Origin of the sequence: Paenibacillus sp. GD4 (assembly GCF_030846225.1) — a bacterium.
In the GTDB taxonomy this organism is placed as follows: domain Bacteria; phylum Bacillota; class Bacilli; order Paenibacillales; family NBRC-103111; genus Paenibacillus_G; species Paenibacillus_G silviterrae.
The window spans coordinates 4,695,534-4,709,988 of sequence record NZ_JAVCYK010000001.1 but is presented as its reverse complement, the minus strand read 5'-3'; the positions used below and the strand labels follow the sequence as shown (position 1 = coordinate 4,709,988).

General features: G+C 53.4%; 17 protein-coding genes. 2 read left to right on the top strand and 15 right to left on the bottom strand.

All coding sequences use genetic code 11. The features are described from left to right. Window positions 1-28 precede the first annotated feature (28 nt). From RAC89_RS22265 to chrA, 8 genes are all read right to left on the bottom strand, one after another. On the bottom strand, window positions 29-628 hold the full coding sequence (locus tag RAC89_RS22265) for a hypothetical protein (RefSeq protein ID WP_306615822.1): 600 nt from the start codon (window positions 626-628) through the stop codon (window positions 29-31). Between the two features lie 130 nt (window positions 629-758). Then, complete coding sequence (gene thiE, locus RAC89_RS22260) at window positions 759-1,412, bottom strand: thiamine phosphate synthase (protein ID WP_306615821.1); 654 nt, start codon at window positions 1,410-1,412, stop codon at window positions 759-761. Between the two features lies 1 nt (window position 1,413). Next, entirely contained in the window at window positions 1,414-1,842 is a 429-nt protein-coding gene (locus tag RAC89_RS22255; protein WP_306615820.1) for a CoA-binding protein, read from the bottom strand. A 23-nt stretch (window positions 1,843-1,865) separates the two neighbouring features. Further along, window positions 1,866-2,681, bottom strand: a complete 816-nt coding sequence (locus tag RAC89_RS22250; protein WP_306615819.1) for a C39 family peptidase — start codon at window positions 2,679-2,681, stop codon at window positions 1,866-1,868. A 36-nt stretch (window positions 2,682-2,717) separates the two neighbouring features. Continuing rightward, window positions 2,718-4,013 (bottom strand): 3-phosphoshikimate 1-carboxyvinyltransferase, encoded by a 1,296-nt coding sequence (gene aroA, locus RAC89_RS22245; RefSeq protein WP_284638872.1) that lies wholly within the window; start codon window positions 4,011-4,013, stop codon window positions 2,718-2,720. Window positions 4,014-4,048: 35 nt separating this feature from the next. Then, complete coding sequence (locus RAC89_RS22240; RefSeq protein WP_306615818.1) at window positions 4,049-4,411, bottom strand: fluoride efflux transporter FluC; 363 nt, start codon at window positions 4,409-4,411, stop codon at window positions 4,049-4,051. A 16-nt stretch (window positions 4,412-4,427) separates the two neighbouring features. Continuing rightward, window positions 4,428-4,793: a fluoride efflux transporter CrcB gene (gene crcB, locus RAC89_RS22235; RefSeq protein WP_306615817.1), complete on the bottom strand. Its 366-nt coding sequence runs from the start codon at window positions 4,791-4,793 to the stop codon at window positions 4,428-4,430. Then, complete coding sequence (gene chrA, locus RAC89_RS22230; RefSeq protein ID WP_306615816.1) at window positions 4,790-5,968, bottom strand: chromate efflux transporter; 1,179 nt, start codon at window positions 5,966-5,968, stop codon at window positions 4,790-4,792. Before chrA ends, crcB begins: the two co-directional genes overlap by 4 nt. A gap of 95 nt (window positions 5,969-6,063) precedes the next feature. On the opposite strand from chrA, the gene RAC89_RS22225 reads away from it, so the two are divergent. Beyond that, window positions 6,064-6,357, top strand: coding sequence for a rhodanese-like domain-containing protein (locus RAC89_RS22225; protein WP_306615815.1), 294 nt, complete (start codon window positions 6,064-6,066; stop codon window positions 6,355-6,357). 2 nt (window positions 6,358-6,359) lie between these two features. Here the strand turns inward: RAC89_RS22225 and RAC89_RS22220 are convergent, their stop codons facing one another. Further along, window positions 6,360-6,905, bottom strand: coding sequence for a shikimate kinase (locus RAC89_RS22220; protein ID WP_306615814.1), 546 nt, complete (start codon window positions 6,903-6,905; stop codon window positions 6,360-6,362). Window positions 6,906-7,062: 157 nt separating this feature from the next. Between RAC89_RS22220 and RAC89_RS22215 the strand changes: the two genes are divergently transcribed. Next, window positions 7,063-7,404, top strand: a complete 342-nt coding sequence (locus RAC89_RS22215) for a hypothetical protein (protein WP_284638866.1) — start codon at window positions 7,063-7,065, stop codon at window positions 7,402-7,404. Here RAC89_RS22215 and gndA read toward each other — a convergent pair. The 6 genes from gndA to RAC89_RS22185 form a co-directional block, all read right to left on the bottom strand. Further along, window positions 7,401-8,810: an NADP-dependent phosphogluconate dehydrogenase gene (gene gndA / locus RAC89_RS22210; RefSeq protein WP_284638865.1), complete on the bottom strand. Its 1,410-nt coding sequence runs from the start codon at window positions 8,808-8,810 to the stop codon at window positions 7,401-7,403. The two genes, RAC89_RS22215 and gndA, sit on opposite strands and share 4 nt — an antisense overlap. Window positions 8,811-9,067: 257 nt before the next feature. Next, window positions 9,068-9,835 (bottom strand): SDR family oxidoreductase, encoded by a 768-nt coding sequence (locus RAC89_RS22205; RefSeq protein WP_306615813.1) that lies wholly within the window; start codon window positions 9,833-9,835, stop codon window positions 9,068-9,070. A 13-nt stretch (window positions 9,836-9,848) separates the two neighbouring features. After that, complete coding sequence (locus tag RAC89_RS22200; RefSeq protein WP_306615812.1) at window positions 9,849-11,411, bottom strand: gluconokinase; 1,563 nt, start codon at window positions 11,409-11,411, stop codon at window positions 9,849-9,851. Continuing rightward, window positions 11,412-12,680: a nickel pincer cofactor-dependent isomerase, group 22 gene (locus RAC89_RS22195; protein WP_306615811.1), complete on the bottom strand. Its 1,269-nt coding sequence runs from the start codon at window positions 12,678-12,680 to the stop codon at window positions 11,412-11,414. After that, window positions 12,677-13,696 carry a LacI family DNA-binding transcriptional regulator gene (locus tag RAC89_RS22190; RefSeq protein ID WP_284638861.1) on the bottom strand — a complete coding sequence of 340 codons (1,020 nt, stop codon included), beginning with the start codon at window positions 13,694-13,696 and terminating at the stop codon, window positions 12,677-12,679. The genes RAC89_RS22195 and RAC89_RS22190 overlap by 4 nt, the downstream gene beginning before the upstream one ends. 150 nt (window positions 13,697-13,846) lie before the next feature. Further along, the gene (locus RAC89_RS22185; protein ID WP_284638860.1) at window positions 13,847-14,443 is read right to left on the bottom strand and encodes a hypothetical protein; all 597 of its coding nucleotides are present in this window, start codon (window positions 14,441-14,443) and stop codon (window positions 13,847-13,849) included. Between the last annotated feature and the right edge of the window lie 12 nt (window positions 14,444-14,455).

Genomic DNA, 14,455 nt, shown 5'->3' with positions numbered 1-14,455 from the left:
CGGCCCGCCGTTCATTTCTCATATCCCATTAGAAGCGGCCGAAGCTGCTTTGGCCAAATTGCTGCTGCGTTGGAATGCTGGAGCTGAACTGGTTATTGAAGCTGGAAGCACCCATACCGAATTGCGCCTGGGACGGTTGAGTTGCGTCTGCTCTCAGGTATTGGTCATGCCCTTGCTGGTTACCACGGTAGTTAGCCGTATGGTAGGATTGCGGGCTTGTTTGTTGGTAGAAGCCTTGGTTTTGGTTTTGGTTCTGGTTTTGGCTGATGCTTGTAGGGAATTGGGAGCTGAAGCTGCCGGAGATGTTTTGCGTTCCGAAGTTGGACGCTCCCATGCCAAATTGCGCCTGGGACGGTTGAGTTGCATCCGCTCTCAGGTATTGGTCGTGACCCTGTTGGTTACCGCGGTAGTTCGCCGTGTGGTATTGCTGAGTGCCCATACCGAACTGCTGTGCGCCAGCTGCGAATTGATTGCTGAAGCTGGAAGGAGTCGTGGATTGGCCGTACTGGGATTGCACATAACCGATCGGCTGGTATTGCGTTTGAAGCCCGCGGTATTGGGAGGTCACAGAGCCGGCAGTACCAAATTGATTTTGGAAGCTGTTTTGTTGAAATCCTTGATTGTACATGCGAAATCCTCCTTGAATTGTGTAAGATGTCTTCCGGGGCGGGGTGCTGTCTCTAGCATCCGTTTCAATCCAGAAGCTTTTCTTATTGTTTTCAGGGAGGATTCATTTTATTACATATTTTTAAAACCTATCACTTTTTGTCCAAAATTCCCTTATTCACGGTAAGCTTTAGCCGCTCGGCAGCCTGCTTCGGGCTAGCCGCTTTTGTAATGGCCGAAACTACTGCGACCCCATCCGCCCCGGCAGCAATGACTGGTACCGCGTTATCCGCAGTAATTCCGCCAATACCCACCAGAGGAATATCAGACCAGCGCTCCTGTATGCGCGTAATCAGATCCGTGCCGATCGGAAGACCTGCATCTCCCTTGGTCAACGTCGAATAAATCGCTCCGACACCCAAATAATCGGCCCCCTGAGCCATCGCGATTTCCGCTTCCTCCATCGTACCGGCGGATATGCCGACGATGCGATCGGGTCCTAACAGCTTTCTCGCTTCCAGGCCGGGGATATCGTCTTGCCCAACGTGAACGCCGTCAGCATCCAAAAGCAAGGCAAGATCAATCCGATCATTTACGACAAATGGGATTTGCTCCCGACGGCAAAGCTCGCGAAGCTCCTTACCCCAGGCAAGCACCTCGCTCATCTTCGCTTTTTTCTCGCGAAGCTGAATCATCGTCACGCCGCCGGCAATCGCATCCTCCGCCAGCTTGACCGATGCCGCCCCTTGCGAAACATCCATTACCAAGTAAACCTGTAAATATTCGCGAATCCGTTCACGGTACAACTTATCTTCCTCCAGGCAGCAATATCGAATCTTCCACCTTGATACAGCGGTCCATTATGACCTCCAGCCCTCCGGCCTTGGCAATCTCAGCAGCTTCTTCATTCGCGATCCCCTGCTGCAGCCATAATACCTTGGCTCCGATCTTTACCGCTTCTTCGGCTACCGGTACGACCTGGTCGCTGCGGCGAAATACATTGACGATATCCACCGGCTCCGGGATATCCTTAAGGGATGCATAGCAAACCTCGCCAAGAATAGTCCCCTGCACCATAGGGTTCACAGGAATAATTCGGTACCCCTTCGATTGCATGGCTGCGGCAACCATATAGGAAACGCGGTCCTCTTTATCCGATAAACCGACGACCGCAATATTTCCGGCATTTTGCAAAAGCACCTTGATGTGATCTCGAGACGGGTTCTCAAAAGCCATAACCATTCCTCCTTATGATCCTGTTACGATGAAGTGTATGAGATCGCTTGGCGTCCCATCGCTTCCCAAGTCGAAAGAAATTGAGCCTTATCGAGCTTATGTTTACTTTTCCCTGAAAACGGATCGTTAACATATACAAACTGGTCATCGAAGCCGACAAGCAAAACCGCATGCTCCATAAAGGTCGTCTCAATCGGGCCGATCGGCGTATCCCATGTCACCCATTTGTCGGGCACCTGATAATTGATTGTGGTCCAAGCTACTACCGGTATCCCCTTCAACAGCTGGTTCTCCAGCTCGGTGAACGGCTTGCGCGTCAGATCCACCGCTGTCGGCACATGCATCTTAAGCGTCTCGAATAAGGCGGTATGATAAATGCCGAAGCCCTTGCGGTTGCCTGTCACATCCCCGACAAAACCGGTATTCGGATTACCCCAATAGGCAATGGAACCGTCACGGTTCCACTTGATCGGTGTGGTATCCCTTTTCATGTCCTTCACAAGCTCCATCTTGCCGACATCGAGTCCATAAAATTGAAGCAGCATCGTTAAGCTGGTGATTTCGCAGCCGGAGGGCAGCTCCGGGAGCTGCCTTACGATCGGAGCATCCAGCAGCGCTTCTCTTGGTGCAGGAGCCACGGGCTCGGGAGCTTGGGGAGGCGCTGCAGGAACGGATGTCTGTTCCATGGCGTGGGCTATCGTGCCGGTTGCCTGCTCAAACCAGATCTGATCCGTTATCCGCGCATACAGAAGCACCCCGAATACACTGCTGGCAAATAGGAGACCTGCGATGAGAAACATGCCGAATGTTACCTGCATTCCTTTCCACAATATTTTCATCGCCCGTTCACCTCTGGTCATGTTCTAATCTGGTTGTTATTCCTTCACAAGCTCGATTTGGGCACCGAGCGACAGCAAGTGGTCAAAATATTGCGGATAAGACTTAGCTACATGGTGGGCATCGTTAATGATGAGCCCTTGCTTCGAGCGCAGTCCGACTATGGTCAATGCCATAATGACGCGATGATCATAGTGAGCGTTGATTTCTACGCCGCCTTCAACGCCTTCCGGACGACCGTGCACGATAATCTCGCTTTGCCGTTCCTCTACGTTGGCTCCGGCTTTACGCAGCTCATTTAAATAGTCGGTGATGCGGTCGCATTCCTTGTAGCGAAGGTTCTCTACATTGTAGAAACGGGAAGTGCCTTCAGCGAATACCGCCGCTGCAACCATGGCCAGGACGCCGTCCGTAAAATGGTCGCCGTCGAACTCGCCTGCTTTTAATTGTCCGTTCGCCTGAACGTGTACAATATCATTTTCGTGTGTCAGGTTTACGCCCATCGCTTTTAACACGTCCACCACGGCGCGTTCGCCTTGGCGGCTGTTCTCGGCCAAACGGAGCACCTTTACATCGGATTGGGTAACCGCAGCCGCTGCAAGAATCGCCGCTGATCCCGGGTAGTCTCCTTGCACAACATATTTTTGCGGAGTATATTTTTGACCGCCAGGGATACGGTAATGCATCAGATCCTCGGAAGCCTCGATCTTCACGCCGGCTTGCTCGATAACCTCCAAGGTTTGGCCGACGATAATCTTTGATTTCAGATCATGCAGCACCGTGATTTCACTGTCTTCCTCCAGAAGAGGAGTCACGAAGAGCAGGGAGCTGAGGAACTGCGAGCTGATATTGCCCGAGACGGTAATTTTCCCGCCGCGAGGCTGGCCGCCGCGAATGGTAATCGGAAGCTTGCCTTGATTATGCTCTACTTGCACGTTCATTTGATGAAGCGCGTCGATGAGGTCGTCATGCGGCCTTTTGCCAAGAGAGTTCGGATAAGCGTTAATAAATGTCACTTCCGGACAGAAGGCGGCCACGGACATCAGAAAGCGGAGCACCGCTCCTGCATTGCCTACGTTCAGCTCTTTCACATGCTTAGGACGGCTGCCGAAGCCTTGAATGGTCATTTTCTCTTCATCTTCTTCAACCAAGGCACCAAGATCGCGAATACAGCGGCGCATCGCATCGCTGTCCTCGCTGTGTGCCGGGTAATACACCGTGCTCGTCCCGTCGGCTAACGCACCGATCAGGAGATATCTTGTCGTGTAATTTTTGGAGGACAGTGCGTTGATGGTTCCGGATAAGGTCGAGGTAGGTTTGACAATAGCTTTCATTAGGGTACATTCTCTCCTCTATATGTAGAAATAAGTTAACTATAGTAGCCCAGCATGGCGCTGGCAACGCCGATGATGTAGGTCATGCTCAGATAGACGGTCGCGGCTAGCCGATCACCCTTGGAATACAAGGCACTGCTCTCCCACTTCAAGGTGGAGAAGGTCGTATAGGCCCCCATAAAGCCTGTGCCGGCAAGCGCCAGCCAGCCCTGCGAAACCCCGTGTCCCCACAGCCAGCCCAGCAGGTACGAGCCGGAGACATTCACAAGCAGTGTGCCAAGAGGAATCCCCCACGGCGCATTTCGGTTCAGAACCCGCGTCATCCAATAACGGACTATCGCCCCCGTAAAGCCTCCGGAGCCGACCAATAGCATGGATAACCATATATTCGACAGCATTCGCCGAAACCCCTCTTTACGAAAACAATTTTATCGATTTGCCCAGATGTACCATGAAAAGACCACCGAACCAGCTGGCGGTTGCATATAAGCCTGCGGTCAGCCATAGGTGATGCTGGAGCAGCACGAACAGCTCCGCGCTCAGAGTAGACATCGTTGTAAACGAACCGACAAAGCCTGTCGTCATAGCCGTCCGCAGACGAGGCCGAGCATCAAGCCGTTTGCTCGACAGCAGAGCGCTGATAAGAAAACAGCCTGCCATATTCACCGTTAACGTTCCCCACGGTAAGGTCAATACACTCGACGGGTTCATGAGCAAGGATACGGCATATCGCGTCATAGCCCCGGCAGCGCCGGCCACTCCTATGTAAACGATCATCATAGCGACAAACCTGCCATTTGAAGGAGCCATCCAAGGAGACCGCCGGCGAGCACGAGCCAGGCCGAATTAATCCGGTAGCGCAGCAATACCAATAAGGAAATGACGGCGATCACGGCCGTAATCGGATCCGTTACGGAGGCTAACCCGAGCTGCCAGCTGACGGCCGCCATCAATGCGATCGAAGCGACATTTACGCCGTCCAGAAAAGCGCTAAGCGGCTTGCTTTGGCGAAGCTTCGGGATCCACTTCATCGTCAGAGCGACAAACACAAAGGCGGGCAGGAAGATGCCCAGCGTCGCCCATACGGCCCCCGGTGCACCATGGATTAAGTACCCGACGAAGGTTGCCGTTGTGAATAGCGGGCCCGGCGTAAATTGCCCGACCGCTACCGCATCGATCAATTGCTGTGCGGTCAATACTTGATACCTGTCAACGAATTCCGATTGCAGAAAGGCCAGCAGCACATAACCGCTTCCATAGAGTACGGAGCCTATTTTCAAAAAGGACCAGAAAAGGCCTGCAGTGCTCATGCTTCCTAATGCCACAGGAGCAGCAGAGCTGCCTAACAGCAGCGCGCCAGGGAAAAAGGAGTTCATCCTGCGGCGGTCCGCAGCTCCCTTATCCTTTAACCGCTCCATCATCATTACCGCTGCACCGCATAAAAGCAACAAAAAAAGCTCGTTCATCCCTGCGATTGCCAAAACCAAGGCGAGAAGTCCGACTATGAGTGTTGTCTTTGTTTTCATTGCGGTTTTGCGAAGCCCCCATAGCGCTTGCGCAACAACCGCGATAATGACCGGCTTCACGCCGTACAAGACGGATTGCAGCTGAGGCATCGTTTGGAAGGTTGCATACAGGTAAGCGAAAATTCCGACCAATAGCATGGCAGGCACAATAAAACAAGCCCCGGCCGTGATCAGTCCCGCCCAGCCTGCGCGTTTATATCCGAGGTGAATCGCCAGCTCCGTCGAATTCGGTCCGGGTATGATATTGCTCGCCCCGAGGAGGTCTAGGAACGTTTCCTGAGAAACCCACTTCCGTCTCCTGACAATCTCTTCGTCCATCATGGCAATGTGCGCCGGCGGTCCTCCGAAAGCGGTTGTCCCCAGCTTCAGAAAAACGAGCGCTACCTCCTTCAACCGTTCCCCTTGCGTCTCTCCGGTTGGTTCGGTCATGCGAATCACCTCTTTCCGTTTGACACGTATCCTGTTTCTTTCTATGATGAAATAAGGCTTATGACACTATAACACAAGGAGGCTTGAATCGACTCATGCAAACGATAACTCCCGCTGAAATCAAGCAAAGGCTCGAGCAAGGCGAGAAGCTCGATATCATAGATGTTCGGGAGGACGAAGAGGTTGCCCTCGGTATGATCCCGGGCGCCATCCACATTCCTCTGATGCAGCTGCCGGAACGACTGAATGAAATTCCGCAGAACGGCGAAACCATCCTGGTATGCCGCAGCGGCGGCCGCAGCTCGCGCGCTTACGAATATTTGGAAGCGCAGGGGCTGAAGCATTTGAAAAATATGACCGGCGGTATGCTTAGCTGGGACCAGCTATAACGCTACGCGTTTACGTCCGAGCGGTGCTGTACGATGGCCTCCACAATTTCGCTTACGGCTGCGCCCGTTGTAGCTATATGTACATCGGCAAAATCATAGGCGTGCTTGCGGCTTTCCATAATGGCTTGCACCCGCTCGGCTACATTCCCCTGCACCAACGGGCGGCTCGTATCTCCGCTGACTCTCGCAATGATTTCGTCCGCGGTCGCCGTAAGGGCTACGACAAGACCGTTCTCTTTCATTACGATCCGGTTCTCTTCCGCCAAGACGGCCCCGCCGCCTGTCGCGATGATTTGCTCGCTGCCTTTCGCGAGCTCTGCAATCACTCTGCTTTCCACTTTACGAAATGCGGGCTCGCCGCTTTCCGCAAAAATATCGCTGATTTTCTTCTTCTCGACCTGCTCAATTCGCTCGTCCGAATCGACAAACGACCAGCCCAGCCGCTCAGCCAGCGCCTTGCCTACCGTTGATTTTCCCGTTCCCATCAGTCCGACAAGAATAATATTTCGATGCTTCACGACACCATTCACCCCCGATTTCGCTATCAATTGACACAGTAATTCCCAATAAGAAGCTCCCCCTATCATATCATAGGTCAGCCTTAGTGAATAGAAATCACTGCAAAAACATAAGATGATTGTGAATAAATTCCAGCGTAAACAGATATGATGGTATTATCGAAATTTGCCAAGGAGGTTTTGCCCTATGCATTCTGCCCTTTCCCAGCAAGGTGTGCCTCAAACCAATTTGACGGAGCTGAAGCTGCAACAAATTCTCGACCCTGACCGCCCCCTTTGCAAAGAAGACGTCGTCTGGGTTCTGGAGTATATCAAAAAAAAGGTGACTGAGGAAGACCCGAAAATGACGGATCTTTCCCAGCCACGCTTAATGCAAAACTTCCGTTATTTCGCAGAAATTGCCCTCATGCTGATTCAACGCCGCAACGGCTTCGACCAAGAGGCAGACCGCTTGAAAAGCTGGGTCTATGAAGCCTCCTTCGGTTTGCACCCGGCCAAAGCGAGCCGCCCGCGTAAACCGCTTGATTAATCCATCCAGTTGAAATGGAAGGTGCCTTCCTTATCCACGCGCTTGAAGGTGTGGGCCCCGAAATAATCACGCTGCGCCTGCAGCAGGTTCGCCGGCAATCGCTCCGTGCGGTAGCTATCATAGTACGCCAGTGCGGAAGCGAACGCCGGAACCGGAATTCCCCGAGTCACTGCCGTAGAAACAACCGTTCTCCATGCATCTTGATAATTCTCAACCACGCCTTTGAAATACTCATCCAGCAGCAGGTTCTTGAGCTCAGGATTACGATCGTAGGCATCCTTGATGTTCTGCAGGAAACGGGCACGGATGATGCAGCCGCCGCGGAAGATCATGGCGATGCTGCCGTAATCGAGTCCCCAATTGTACTCCTCCGATGCCGCTCTCATTTGAGCGAAGCCTTGGGCGTAGGAGCAAATTTTACTTGCATACAACGCCTGACGCACCGCTTCAATAAAAGCAGCACGATCGCCGTCGAACGCTGCAGTCTTAGGCCCGCTCAGGATTTTGCTGGCTGCCACACGCTCTTCCTTCAGTGCCGACAGGAAGCGGGAGAATACGGATTCCGTAATGATGGAAAGCGGAACGCCCAGATCCAGTGCGCTTTGGCTGGTCCATTTGCCTGTACCCTTTTGACCCGCGGAGTCAAGGATAACGTCCACCATCGGCTTGCCTGTATCCGGATCGGTTTTGGTGAAAATGTCTCTGGTGATCTCGATCAGGTAGCTGTCCAGCTCCCCTGTGTTCCACTCGGAGAAAATTTCATGAAGCTCCTGCGTGCTTACGCCGAGCACATCCTTCAGCAGCTGGTAAGCTTCGCAGATCAGCTGCATATCGCCGTACTCAATACCGTTGTGGACCATTTTGACATAGTGGCCGGAGCCGCCTGGTCCGATGTATGTGCAGCAAGGGTCGCCGTTCACTTTGGCCGAAATCGCCGTCAGAATCGGAGCCACCAGCTCGTATGCATCCTTTTGTCCGCCTGGCATGATGGACGGACCCTTCAGTGCACCCTCTTCACCGCCGGATACGCCGGTACCGATGAAGCGCAGGCCGTGCTGCTCCAGCTCCGCGTTACGACGCTGTGTGTCCGGGAAGAACGCGTTACCGCCGTCGATGATGATATCTCCCTTGTCGAGGTGAGGGATCAGCTGCTGAATGGTATCGTCCGTAGGCGCACCCGCCTGTACCATAATTAACACTTTGCGGGGTGTTTCCAAAGAAGCGACAAACTCTTCGATCGAGTATGTACCCACGAGATTTTTGCCTTGAGCTTCCGCTACCAAAGCATCTGTTTTTTCACGCGAGCGGTTGTACACGGAAACGGTGAAACCTCTGCTTTCAATGTTGAGAGCCAGGTTTTTCCCCATGACTGCCAAACCGATCACACCGACTTGTTGTTTCGACATAATGATTCTACTCCCTCTCTAATGTATTTACCCACGATTTAACAAATGAAACCCTCTTTACAACGTAATTCTGCCGGAGGGCAGAGTGTCTGCCGAAGTAAATGCTTCCGAAGCAGCTTTCCTGTTGAAAACCTGGAGCCGCCTTTGAAATCGTGTTCCCTCCTCATAATAAGATTAATGGACCATGATTTCAACAGCGGCCTTAGGAAAATACTGCAATCCCGCCGGCGGAAGCCTACGCTAGAAGTGTTTTTTGTTTAGATCGTCATCGATCCGAAGCCCCCGTCAACGCGGAGAAGGGATCCTGTCACGAAGCTGGAAGCCTTATCGGATGCGAGGTATACGGCTGCGCCTTGCAGCTCCTCAGCTTCGCCGAATCGGTTCATCGGCGTATGCTTCATAATGGATTCCACACGTTCCGGAGACAAAATTTTGCGGTTTTGCTCTGCAGGGAAAAATCCAGGGATGATCGCATTGACACGTACGCGCGCCGGCGCAAATTCGCGAGCCAGGAATTTCGTTACGTTATTCACGGCCGCCTTGGATGCGGAGTATGTGAATACGCGGGACAACGGAGGCTCGGAGGATACCGACGAAATATTGATGATGCTGCCGCCCTCGCCTTTGTCCACCATATGCTTCCCAAAGATTTGGCAAGCAAGTACAACGCTCTTCAAATTCACTTCCATGATGGAGTCCCACTCTTCCATCGTCAGCTCGAAGAACGGAGTGGGGCTGTTCTTGCCCGGGCAGTTCATCAGAACGTCACAGCGGCCTGTCCATGCCAGCACTTCGTCCAATACGCGCTTCAGATCGTCCGTGCTCGTAGCGTCCGCAGAGAAGGACTTCGCTTTGCCGCCTGCCTCCTCAATGCGCTTCACGACCTCCTCGGACTTCTCCTGGTTGCGTCCAACGATCGCGACATCAGCGCCGTGTCCTCCAAGAGCTACCGCCATGGCACCGCCAAGCGTGCTGTTACCGCCGATGATAACGGCTGTTTTTCCAGTAAGATCGAATAAATTCATGATTCGGGACCTCCTATGAATTCGTGTATTTCTGTTGATAGGCCGCAATCGCGTCGAACTCATCCTTCAACTGATGGTATACACGTTGGTAAATTTTTGTCAACTGCTCGTATCTTGAATGCGCTTCTTCCTGCGCCTGCATCGTATGCTGCACCTGCATCCAGCCGTGAACGCTGGAGAAGTCGTTAATCTCGCCGACTGCCAGCATACCGAGCTGCGCAGCTCCGAGACCGGAGCTTTCAATCGAATTCGGCACCGCTACCTGCACGCCCACAACGTCCGACAGCATTTGCAGCCAGAAGGAAGAGCGAGCGAAGCCGCCGGAAGCGCGAATCTCCTTCGTCGGGCCGTTCATTTCCTCCAATGCGGTAACGACCGAGTGAATCCGGTACATGACCCCTTCCAGCACCGCACGGATCATATGCTTCTTCTCGTGGTAGAGCGACATCCCGAAGAAGACACCGCGCGCATTCGCGTTCCAATACGGCGCGCGTTCCCCGGCAAGCAGCGGCAGGAAAATGAGACCGTCGGAGCCCGCGGCCACCTCAGCTGCCAGCTGCGTCAAGTAGTCGTACGGGTCCATGCCGCGGCGGCGCCCCTCTTCAGCCTCGGCCGTAGCGAGCTGGTCGCGAACCCAGCGGAACATAATGCCACCGTTGTTGATCGCCCCGCCGACACACCAGAAGTTCTCGTTCAATGCGTAGCAGAACAAACGGCCTTGCGGATCGGTCTTCGGCTCGCGGACAACTCCCCGTACGGCGCCGCTTGTACCGATGGTGACGGCGTAGATTCCTTCCTCGAACGCGCCTACGCCCAGATTGGCAAGAACGCCGTCCGACGCCCCTACCACAAACGGGGTATCCAAGGCCAGTCCGAGCTCGGAAGCATCCTCAGCCTTCAGCCCTTGCACCACATGCGTGGTAGAAACCGGCTTAGCCAATTGTTCGCGGCGCACTCCGCATGCAGCTAGCGCACCTGCATCCCAATCGAGCTCTTGAAGATTAAACAAGCCCGTGGCGCTGGCGATGGAATAGTCAACGACGATCTCGCCGCCGAACAGCTTGGCGAATACGTATTCCTTGATGCCGATAAACTTGTAGGCAGACTCGAACAGCTCCGGCTCATGATCACGGAACCACATCAGCTTCAGCAGCGGCGACATCGGATGAATCGGAGTACCCGTCCGGCGATAGATGTCGAGGCCCGAGCCGTTGGCCTTAAGCTCCTTGCTGTAAGCGGCGCTGCGGTTATCCGCCCAAGTAATGCATTGCGTCAGCAGCTTCAGGTCTTTGTCGACCGCAATCAAGCTATGCATCGCAGAGCTGAAGGAGACGCAAAGAACCTGGCCCGGCAGCACGTGGGCTTTATCGATCACTGCACGAATGCCGGTGCGGACGGCGCGATAAATTTCGTCCGGATCCTGTTCCGCCATATCCGGACGTGGAGTATACAAAGGATACTCCACTGAATGCGATGCCAGCACTCTGCCGCCGCGGTCAATGACGAGGGTTTTCGTGCTGGTCGTGCCGATATCGGCTGCGATGATAAAAGGCTTTGTTGCAGACAATGCGCTCATTTATACCAAATTCCCTTCACTGTCAAATGGCAGGTCGTACGGCTCCGTTAAAACCTCGATGTCCGGATGCTGACGCGCTTCCTCCAGCAGGTTCACCGAGATTTCGATTTCTCCCAGATGGAGCGTATCTTGAATTCGAACCAAACGGCACTTGGTGTAATCGAGAATATTGCACGTTTTTACAGCTGCCTTCACGGCGTAGTAATCATTGTCCAAGTAAGTTGTAATCTTGGTAGGTGCACACACCGTCGAGGTCAGGCCGTTGACGAAGGTCGCCGCTTTATCCATCTTGTCCACAAGACGCTGCGTCGTGAAATCCGCCGTACCTACGCCATTGGCGTTACCTTTGGTTTCCGGCGTCAGGTCGAGAACGACCATCTTGGACACATCCGGACCGCCATGTGCATATGGCGTCGGATAACGTCCGGTAACGTTCGGATCCATTCCGTCGCCGCTGATGTTTTTCCCGATATAGTCGATAACGAGAACATCGATCTGACCGAACAAAATTTTCGGCAGACGCGCCTTCGCCATCTCCAGCAGCTCCATCTCGCGCTCTTCAATCTGTGCCGCAGGCAGCACCTCAACCAGACAGGTCTCATCGTAAGCATTCTCAACGAGCGCCACGCCGAACAGGATCGGCAGCTTGTCGATCATGATTTTGGCCATTGCAGGCACATTCTCGGCCATATACTTGAAGCCGAGCTGATGGCACGCCTCGGCGCCCTTCTGCTTACCGAGTCCGATCGCGATCATCTTCATGATGCCGCTCTCGATGCGGCCGCGGAACGCAGTATGCGGCTTCACACGGTTAATGACGACAATGGCATCCGCCTCGGAAGCAATACGGTCCACATAAACCGGCAGGCCGTTCGGCAGCTGGTCAAGCTGGATAACCTCCATTGAAGAGCGGATCGGTGCACCCATGGCTTCTTCGGTAACTCCCAGGTGATGCAGCACTTCCTTTTGTCCTTCGGCCGTCGCACCGCCGTGGCTGCCCATACAAGGAACGATGAACGGTTCCCCTCCGGCTTGCTTAATGGCATCGATCGTCGTTTTCGTAAACAAAGCGATATTCGCAACCCCGCGGCTGCCGACGGCTACCGCCACCGATTGTCCCGGCTTGATTTGGTCAATCGCGCCGGGCTTCTGCAGCTCCTGCTTCAGCACCTCCGCCGGATGGTCCAGCTTCGCGGCGTCGAATTTTTGGCGGATCCGCACTACCTGCGGAACCGGAATGTCCTCTAATACCGTTCTTAAAATACTCATTGGCGATCTCCCGCCCCTTCCAAGGATTTGACGGAGTCTCGAATGACGAGCTCCGTATGATACAATTCCGTGGATCGCTCCACTTGTTTCTTCTCAATAAAGGAAAGCAGCTTGGCTGCTCCTTCCCTGCCAATCGCTTCAATCGGCCGGCGAACCGTCGTTAAGGAAGGCGTCATGAAGGCGGAGAACAAATGGTTGTCGAAGCCGACGACCGAAATATCTCCGGGCACCGTCAAGCCTTGCTCCTGAATCGCCTTAACCGCCCCGAGCGCCATGTCATCGTTGAAGCAGAAAACGGCGGTCGGACGCAGCGGCTGCTTCAGCATCCTCAGCATCGAAGCGTAGCCGCTTTCCGCATCATAGTTTCCGGGCATGCAAAGCTCGGGATGCACAGTCGCATCGTACATGCGCATGGCCTCCTCGTAGCCGGCGCGGCGCTCCAGCGTAGAGCGGAAGCCCGTCTTCCCTTCGATGATCCCGATGCGCCGATGTCCCATGCGGAGCAAGTACTCGACAACCTGATAAGCTCCGCTCTGATCGTCCGGCACGAGGTTCATCACCTCGACGCTATCGACACGGCGGTTCAGCACGACGAGCGGAATGTCCTTCTGCGTTACGTATTCAATGAACGCCTGATCGCTTTCGCTTTGGCTCATCACGATGAGTCCGTCATAGCTTTTCCGGTTAATTTTATGATAACTCCTATAATCGTCGATTCCTCGAACAATCAGGTTGTACTGATCCTTAATCACATCATTGACGCCCTTAATGGATTCATACAAGAATCCGGCGGAGGTACCGGTGTGCAAGGTTGAAAAAAAGAGCCCAAGGTTGTATGATCGATCTAATACCAAGCTCTTGGCACTATAATTAGGCGTATAATCCAGCTCATGAGCCAGTGCCTTGATCCGTTCCTTCGTCTCCGGGTTAATGAGCGGGCTGTCGTTTAAGGCGCGAGAGACCGTTGTATGCGAAACCCCGGCCAGCTTCGCAATATCCTTGATTGTAACACTCATCCTACCACCTCAAGCCTCATCATAACATATACCTGCACACGTTAACAACGCTCATTTTTGCCGCTTTTGCTTACCGATCCTCTCCTATTTTGCTCCCCTTGCAGACGAAAAATGACCCATGCATCCGCACAGGTCATTCATTCCGCCCTATTACATTTCGAGTAGAAGCATTTCATGCCGCAGTTCCTTCAGCCTTTCTTTACTTAGTTTGATTGCTTCTTTGTCCCCTGCCTGAATCGCATCGTGCAGCGTGGCCAGCTCGTAATCCAGCTCCAGACGAAGCACCGGAATTCTCTCATCAGGACGTTTGGAGCGGAAAGCCGTCATCATTTCCTCCACAGTCACCACCGGTTCCTTTTGAAAAAGCACCTTATGCTCAACACCGGAAATTTCCACCATACGGATGATTTCTCCGAACATAATGTTCTCGATAAGAATTTGCCGGTCCTTAAAGCGCTTTACCACCGCATGACCGCGCGTATCTCCGATCATTTTCTCCATCAGCTCGGCGAGCTTCTCATCCTTGAAGGAATAATTGCCTACAATTTTATATCGTTCACCGATGCGCTGAAATTTGAGCTTCACCAGCTTGCGCCCGGTACGTATGGAAACAACGAACTGCTGATCACTTTCGTTCCAGTACAAGGAGTACCCTTCCTGGATCAGCGTTTTGATGAAGTTCCGGATTAGCCGACGATCAAATCGTAACTCCAGGTTGCAATATTCAACTTCATGACTTTTACTCACGGCAATCCCCTC

Coding starts and splice junctions, on each gene's coding strand:
- RAC89_RS22265 (WP_306615822.1), bottom strand. CDS start 628: ATGTACAATCAAGGATTTCAACAAAACAGCTTCCAAAATCAATTTGGT.
- RAC89_RS22255 (WP_306615820.1), bottom strand. CDS start 1,842: ATGGCTTTTGAGAACCCGTCTCGAGATCACATCAAGGTGCTTTTGCAA.
- RAC89_RS22250 (WP_306615819.1), bottom strand. CDS start 2,681: ATGAAAATATTGTGGAAAGGAATGCAGGTAACATTCGGCATGTTTCTC.
- aroA (WP_284638872.1), bottom strand. CDS start 4,013: ATGAAAGCTATTGTCAAACCTACCTCGACCTTATCCGGAACCATCAAC.
- RAC89_RS22240 (WP_306615818.1), bottom strand. CDS start 4,411: ATGCTGTCGAATATATGGTTATCCATGCTATTGGTCGGCTCCGGAGGC.
- crcB (WP_306615817.1), bottom strand. CDS start 4,793: ATGATGATCGTTTACATAGGAGTGGCCGGCGCTGCCGGGGCTATGACG.
- chrA (WP_306615816.1), bottom strand. CDS start 5,968: ATGACCGAACCAACCGGAGAGACGCAAGGGGAACGGTTGAAGGAGGTA.
- RAC89_RS22225 (WP_306615815.1), top strand. CDS start 6,064: ATGCAAACGATAACTCCCGCTGAAATCAAGCAAAGGCTCGAGCAAGGC.
- RAC89_RS22215 (WP_284638866.1), top strand. CDS start 7,063: ATGCATTCTGCCCTTTCCCAGCAAGGTGTGCCTCAAACCAATTTGACG.
- gndA (WP_284638865.1), bottom strand. CDS start 8,810: ATGTCGAAACAACAAGTCGGTGTGATCGGTTTGGCAGTCATGGGGAAA.
- RAC89_RS22205 (WP_306615813.1), bottom strand. CDS start 9,835: ATGAATTTATTCGATCTTACTGGAAAAACAGCCGTTATCATCGGCGGT.
- RAC89_RS22200 (WP_306615812.1), bottom strand. CDS start 11,411: ATGAGCGCATTGTCTGCAACAAAGCCTTTTATCATCGCAGCCGATATC.
- RAC89_RS22195 (WP_306615811.1), bottom strand. CDS start 12,680: ATGAGTATTTTAAGAACGGTATTAGAGGACATTCCGGTTCCGCAGGTA.
- RAC89_RS22190 (WP_284638861.1), bottom strand. CDS start 13,696: ATGAGTGTTACAATCAAGGATATTGCGAAGCTGGCCGGGGTTTCGCAT.